The organism is Streptomyces sp. NPDC029164 (genome assembly GCF_055563995.1).
The window spans coordinates 40,542-46,822 of sequence record NZ_JBVHWW010000047.1; the positions used below are offsets into that span (position 1 = coordinate 40,542).

A 6,281-nucleotide genomic window follows, 5' to 3' on the forward strand; every position below is an offset into this window, starting at 1 on the left:
GGGCAGGGCAGGGCAGGAACAGGGTTTCAGTCACGGCTCAGTTCCGCCTCGGCTTCCGCCAGAGCCGCGAACTCCTCCTCGGGGGCCGAGGCCACGAGGTGGTGCCGACTGTAGATCGCGAAGTAGGCGAGGGCGACGGCGTACACGGCCAGGGCGATGAATGCCGCGTCCTTGTCCACCAGGAAGGTGGCGACCAGGGCCGACAGGGCGAGTACGAAGGCCACCGAGGAGGTCAGGATCCCGCCCGGGGTGCGGTACGGGCGCTCCAGGTCCGGCTCCCGGCGGCGCAGCACGATGTGCGAGAGGGCCATCAGGGCGTAGGAGATGGTCGCGCCGAACACCGCGATGTTCAGCATGCGCGCGCCGTTCCCGGTGGCGGCGGCCAGTGCGAAGCCGATGGCGCCGGGGATGACGAGGCCGAGGTACGGGGCCTTGCGCTTCGAGGTGAGCGAGAGGAAGCGGGGCAGGTAGCCGGCCCGCGAGAGGGCGAAGAGCTGGCGCGAGCCCGCGTAGATGAGGGAGAAGAAGGAGGCCACGAGGCCGGCCAGGCCCGCGTAGTTCACGAAGCGGCTGAGCGCGGTCGGGCCGTCGTCCCCTTCCAGGGCGACGACCAGCGGGTTGCCGGCCGCCTTGACGGCGTCGGCGCCCTGGGCGCCGGTCGCGGCGAAGAAGGTGATCAGCGCGAGCAGGGCGAGGATGCCCATGGAGATGGCGAGCGCCTTCGGCATGGAGCGGACCGGGTCCTTCGCCTCCTCGGCCGCCAGCGGTACGCCCTCGACGCCGAGGAAGAACCACATCCCGAAGGGGAACGCGGCCCAGATGCCGAGGACGCCCAGCGGCAGCCAGGAGTTCGAGCCGAAGGCGCTCGCGTCCACCGGGATGTCGTTGAGGCCGTCGGCGCTGAACTCGGTGAAGGCGCCCACGGCGAAGATGAGCAGCGCGGCGACGGCGATCGCGGTCACGACGAGGCTGAAGCGGAGCGCTTCGCCCACGCCCCAGAGGTGGACGCCGATGAAGACCACGAAGCAGCCGAGGTAGACCGGCCAGCTGGAGGTGAGGCCGAAGAGGCCGAGGGATTCGACGTAGTCGCCGATGAAGATGACGATCGCGGCCGGGGCCAGGATGTACTCGATGAGGATGGCGGTGCCGGTGAGGAAGCCGCCCCAGGGGCCCAGCGCACGGCGGGCGAAACCGTAGCCGCCGCCCGCGGTCGGCAGGATGGTGGACAGCTCCGCGAGGGAGAAGACCAGGCAGGCGTACATCGCGCCCATGAGGACGGTGGCGATGGCGAGGCCGCCGAAGCCGCCCTTGTCGAGGCCGACGTTCCAGCCGGAGAAGTCGCCGGAGACGACGTAGGCGACGCCGAGACCGGTCAGGAGCAGCCAGCCGGCGCTGCCGCGGCGCAGTGTGCGGCGCTCCAGGTAGTCGTCCGTGCCTGGGTCGCCGCCCTCGGCGGACTTGGTGGGTGCGGGTACGGCTGCCAGCCGTGCCTCGATGTCGTCGGCCATCGTGCGCTCCTGCCTCAGGGCAATGGTTGTGGGGCGTACCTTTGCTCTTGTGGAGTGGAGAGCGCAAGACCTCTGCGTTAAACAGAAGTTACGAAACCCTCCCGAGCCCCTCGTTCCGGTTCCGCTTCCGGCCCCCCTTCCGGCTCGCTCCCGGCCCCCTTCCGGTTCCGCTCAGGCCAGGAAGCCCCGCAGCAGCGCCGCCGTGCCGCAGCAGTGCTCGCGCATCGTCTCGCGCGCCCCGGCCGCGTCCCGTGCCAGCACCGATTCCACCAGCGCGGTGTGCTGCTGCTGCGAGTGCTCCAGGTTGCGCACGAGCAGCGGGATGCAGTCCAGCAGGTCGTTGACGGTGGCGCGGACGGCCGCGTACTGGGCCGTGAGAGTGGCCGATCCGGCGAGCTCGCACAGGGTGAGGTGGAAGAGGGTGTCCTGGCGGCGGTAGTCGGCGAGCGGGGCGTCGTGCGTGGCCGCCAGCGCGGCGAGCAGCCGTTCGGCTCCCTCCTCGGTCAGCCCCTGGGAGGCGCACAGGCCGGCCGCCCCCACCTCCAGCACCTCGCGGAACCGCAGCGCGTCCTCGATGTCCACCCCCGCGACGCGCCGGCGCAGCTCCTCCTCGGCGCCGCCCGCCGGGGTGTCGGGGCGGGGCAGCACGAACGTTCCGCCGTACCGCCCGCGCCGGGCCTCCACCAGGCCCTGGTCCTGCAGTACCTTCAGCACCTCGCGCAGCGTGACCCGGCTGATGCCCATCCGCTCCGCCAGTTCGCGCTCGGGCGGCAGCCGTTCGCCGCCCGGCACCAGGCCCAGCCGGACCACCTGGAGGATCTGCTCCAGCGCCTCCTCGAACCCGTTGCCCGCCCGCACCTGCCGCAGCACGGGATTCAGCCGCGCGATCGCGTCGCCTTCACTCGCCGTATCGGTCATCTCGGCTCCGCCCCTTCCCAAGCAATGGTTCTATTCAATACCTTAGGCGCACTCGGCTCACCGAAGGAGAGATTCCCGTGGTAGACCGCACGCCGCCGCTCGCGACCGAGGAGCTCCGCTCCCTCGTCGCCAGCGGCGAGATCGACACAGTGGTCCTGGCCTTCCCCGACATGCAGGGGCGGCTCCAGGGCAAGCGGTTCGCCGCACAGTTCTTCCTCGACGAGGTCCTCGAACACGGCACGGAGGGCTGCAACTACCTTCTCGCCGTCGACACGGACATGAACACCGTCGACGGGTACGAGATGTCCTCCTGGGACCGGGGCTACGGCGACTTCGCCATGCACCCCGACCTCGCCACCCTGCGCCGCATCCCCTGGAACCCGGGCAGCGCCTTCCTCCTCGCCGACCTCGCCTGGAACGACGGCTCGCCCGTCGTCGCCGCGCCCCGGCAGATCCTGCGCCGCCAGCTGGAGCGCCTCGCCGAGCACGGGTTCACCGCGATGGTCGGCACCGAGCTGGAGTTCATGGTCTTCCAGGACACCTACGAGCAGGCCTGGAACGCGGGCTACCGCGATCTGACCCCCGCCAACCAGTACAACATCGACTACTCCGTCCTCGGGACCGGCCGCATCGAACCCCTGCTGCGCCGGATCCGCAACGAGATGCAGGCCGCGGGCCTGATCGTGGAGTCGGCCAAGGGGGAGTGCAACCTCGGCCAGCACGAGATCGCCTTCCGCTACGACGAGGCGCTCACCACCTGCGACCAGCACTCCGTCTACAAGACCGGGGCGAAGGAGATCGCTTCCCAGGAAGGCGTCTCGCTGACCTTCATGGCGAAGTTCGACGAGCGCGAGGGCAACTCCTGTCACATCCACCTCTCGCTCGCTGATGCCGACGGACGCAACGCCATGGCCGGGGACGGACCAGGCGGAATGTCACCGGTGATGCGGCACTTCCTGGCCGGCCAGCTGGCCGCGCTGCGCGACTTCTCCCTTCTCTACGCCCCCAACATCAACTCGTACAAGCGTTTCCGGCCGGGTTCCTTCGCGCCGACCGCCGTCGCCTGGGGCGTGGACAACCGGACCTGCGCCCTCCGGGTGGTCGGCCACGGCCGCTCGATGCGCTTCGAGAACCGCCTCCCCGGCGGCGACGTCAACCCGTACCTCGCCGTCTCCGGCCTCGTCGCGGCCGGGCTCTACGGCATCGAGAACCGGCTGGAGCTGCCCGAGGCGTGTGGCGGCAACGCCTACACCGCCGATTACGCGCACGTGCCCGCCACCCTGCGCGAGGCAGCCGAGCTCTGGGAGAACAGCGAGATCGCCAAGGCCGCCTTCGGCCCCGAAGTGGTCGCCCACTACCGGAACATGGCCCGCGTGGAACTCGACGCGTACGACTCCGCGGTCACCGACTGGGAGCTGCGCCGCTCCTTCGAACGCCTCTAACCCGCCCCGCCGAACCACCGAAAGTCTGTGAGGCAACACGTGTCCGATGAGCTGGCCCCACTCCATCTGCGAGTGCTGAATCCGGCCACCGAGGAAACCGTCGCCCTCGTCCCGGCCGCCACACGGGACGATGTCGACGCCGCCGTCGCCCGTGCCGCCGCGGCCCAGCGCGCGTGGGCGGCCGCCGCCCCCGCCGACCGGGCCCGGCTGCTGCGCCGCTTCGCCGCGGTCGTCGACGGCCACATCGAGGAACTGGCGCAGCTGGAGGTCCGCGAAGCCGGCCACACCATCGGCAACGCCCGGTGGGAAGCCGGCAACGTACGCGACCTCCTCGACTTCGCCGCCGGGGGAGTGGAGCGGCTCTCCGGCCGCCAGATCCCCGTCGCCGGCGGCATCGACGTCACCTTCCTCGAACCCCTCGGCGTCATCGGCGTGATCGCCCCCTGGAACTTCCCGATGCCGATCGCCGCCTGGGGCCTGGCCCCGGCCCTCGCCGCCGGCAACGCCGTCATCCTCAAACCCGCCGAGACCACCCCGCTGACCGCGCTGCGCCTCGCCGAGCTCGCCCTCGAAGCCGGGATCCCCGAGCACCTCTTCCAGGTGCTCCCCGGCCACGGGGCGGTCGCGGGCGACGCGCTCGTCGAACACCCCGGCGTCGCGAAGATCGTCTTCACCGGCTCCACCCGTGTCGGCAAGCAGATCATGGCCAAGTGCGCCGACCGGGTGAAGCGCGTCACCCTCGAACTCGGCGGCAAGAGCCCCAACATCGTCTTCGCCGACGCGGACCTGGAGGCCGCCGCGGCCGCCGCGCCGATGTCCTTCCTCGACAACACCGGCCAGGACTGCTGCGCCCGCACCCGCATCCTCGTACAGCGCTCCGTCTACGACCGCTTCCTGGAGCTCGTCGCCCCCGGCATCGCCGCGGTGGCCGTCGGCGACCCGCTCGACGAGAAGACGCAGATGGGCCCGCTGATCTCGCGGACCCAGCTGGAGCGCGTACGGTCCTTCGTCACCGACGACCTCACCGCGATCCGCGGCACCGCCCCCGAGGGCCCCGGCTTCTGGTACCCGCCGACCCTCGTCACCGACGTCGCCCCCACCGCGCCCGTGGCCGCCGAGGAGGTCTTCGGACCGGTCGCCGTCGTCCTGCCCTTCGAGGACGAGGAGGACGCCGTACGCCTGGCCAACGCGACCGATTACGGGCTCTCCGGTTCCCTCTGGACCCGCGACATCGGCCGCGCCCTGCGCGTCTCGCGGGCCGTCGCCGCCGGCAACCTGTCCGTCAACTCCCACAGCAGCGTCCGCTACTCGACCCCCTTCGGCGGCTACAAGCAGTCCGGCCTCGGCCGCGAGCTCGGCCCCGACGCCCTCACCGCTTTCACCGAGACCAAGAACGTCTTCATCAGCACGGAGGCCTGAAGAACATGACCAGCCAGACCCCTGAAGAGATCGTCTGCCGCCGCCTGGTCGGCCGGACCGCCGTCATCACCGGAGCCGGCAGCGGCATCGGCCTCGCCACCGCCCGGCGCCTCGCGTCCGAGGGCGCCGACATCGTCTGCGGCGACATCGACGAGACGGCCGGGAAGGCCGCCGCCGAGGAGGTCGGCGGGACCTACGTGAAGGTCGACGTCACCGACAAGGAGCAGGTCGACGCCCTGTTCAAGACGGCCTTCGACACCTACGGCTCCGTCGACATCGCCTTCAACAACGCGGGCATCTCGCCCCCGGACGACGACTCCATCCTCACCACCGAGCTCGACGCCTGGCGGCGCGTCCAGGACGTCAACCTCACCTCCGTCTACCTGTGCTGCAAGGCCGCCCTGCCCTACATGCAGCGCCAGGGCCGCGGCTCGATCATCAACACCGCCTCCTTCGTGGCGATCATAGGCGCGGCGACCTCCCAGATCTCCTACACCGCCTCCAAGGGCGGCGTCCTTGCCATGTCCCGCGAGCTCGGCGTGCAGTTCGCCCGCGAGGGCATCCGCGTCAACGCCCTGTGCCCGGGGCCGGTCAACACCCCGCTGCTCCAGGAGCTGTTCGCCAAGGACCCCGAGCGCGCCGCCCGCCGCCTCGTGCACATCCCGCTGGGCCGCTTCGCCGAGCCCACCGAGATCGCCGCCGCGGTGGCCTTCCTCGCCAGCGACGACTCCTCCTTCATCAACGCCACCGACTTCCTCGTCGACGGCGGGATCTCCGGCGCGTACGTGACCCCGCTGTAGACCCACCCCCGCTGTAGACCGACCCCCGCCGTAGACCAACCCGCCGTGGACCACCCGCGGTGGACCACACCCGTTCCCGGCCGGGGGGGGGGCCCCAGGGGAGCGGTCGTTTCCTGGCCAAACCCCGGAGAGAAGAACGCGGAAGAAAAAAAACACCGACCCCATCCCTACCCCAGGTTCTTGCTTCGGGATTC

General features: G+C 70.8%; 5 protein-coding genes. 3 read left to right on the forward strand and 2 right to left on the reverse strand.

Annotation, left to right across the window (positions count from 1 at the left end):
• Positions 1 to 26: 26 nt before the first annotated feature.
• Both eat and ACZ4VT_RS33610 read right to left on the reverse strand, forming a co-directional pair.
• On the reverse strand, positions 27 to 1,508 hold the full coding sequence (gene eat, locus ACZ4VT_RS33605) for an ethanolamine permease (RefSeq protein WP_467955186.1): 1,482 nt from the start codon (positions 1,506 to 1,508) through the stop codon (positions 27 to 29).
• A 171-nt stretch (positions 1,509 to 1,679) separates the two neighbouring features.
• On the reverse strand, positions 1,680 to 2,426 hold the full coding sequence (locus tag ACZ4VT_RS33610; protein WP_351302858.1) for a FadR/GntR family transcriptional regulator: 747 nt from the start codon (positions 2,424 to 2,426) through the stop codon (positions 1,680 to 1,682).
• 77 nt (positions 2,427 to 2,503) lie between these two features.
• Between ACZ4VT_RS33610 and ACZ4VT_RS33615 the strand changes: the two genes are divergently transcribed.
• From ACZ4VT_RS33615 to ACZ4VT_RS33625, 3 genes are all read left to right on the forward strand, one after another.
• Positions 2,504 to 3,868 (forward strand): glutamine synthetase family protein, encoded by a 1,365-nt coding sequence (locus ACZ4VT_RS33615; RefSeq protein WP_467955187.1) that lies wholly within the window; start codon positions 2,504 to 2,506, stop codon positions 3,866 to 3,868.
• A gap of 72 nt (positions 3,869 to 3,940) precedes the next feature.
• The gene (locus ACZ4VT_RS33620) at positions 3,941 to 5,287 is read left to right on the forward strand and encodes an aldehyde dehydrogenase family protein (RefSeq protein WP_467955188.1); all 1,347 of its coding nucleotides are present in this window, start codon (positions 3,941 to 3,943) and stop codon (positions 5,285 to 5,287) included.
• Positions 5,288 to 5,292: 5 nt separating this feature from the next.
• Positions 5,293 to 6,087, forward strand: a complete 795-nt coding sequence (locus ACZ4VT_RS33625) for a 3-oxoacyl-ACP reductase (protein WP_467955189.1) — start codon at positions 5,293 to 5,295, stop codon at positions 6,085 to 6,087.
• The last annotated feature ends 194 nt before the right edge of the window (positions 6,088 to 6,281 follow it).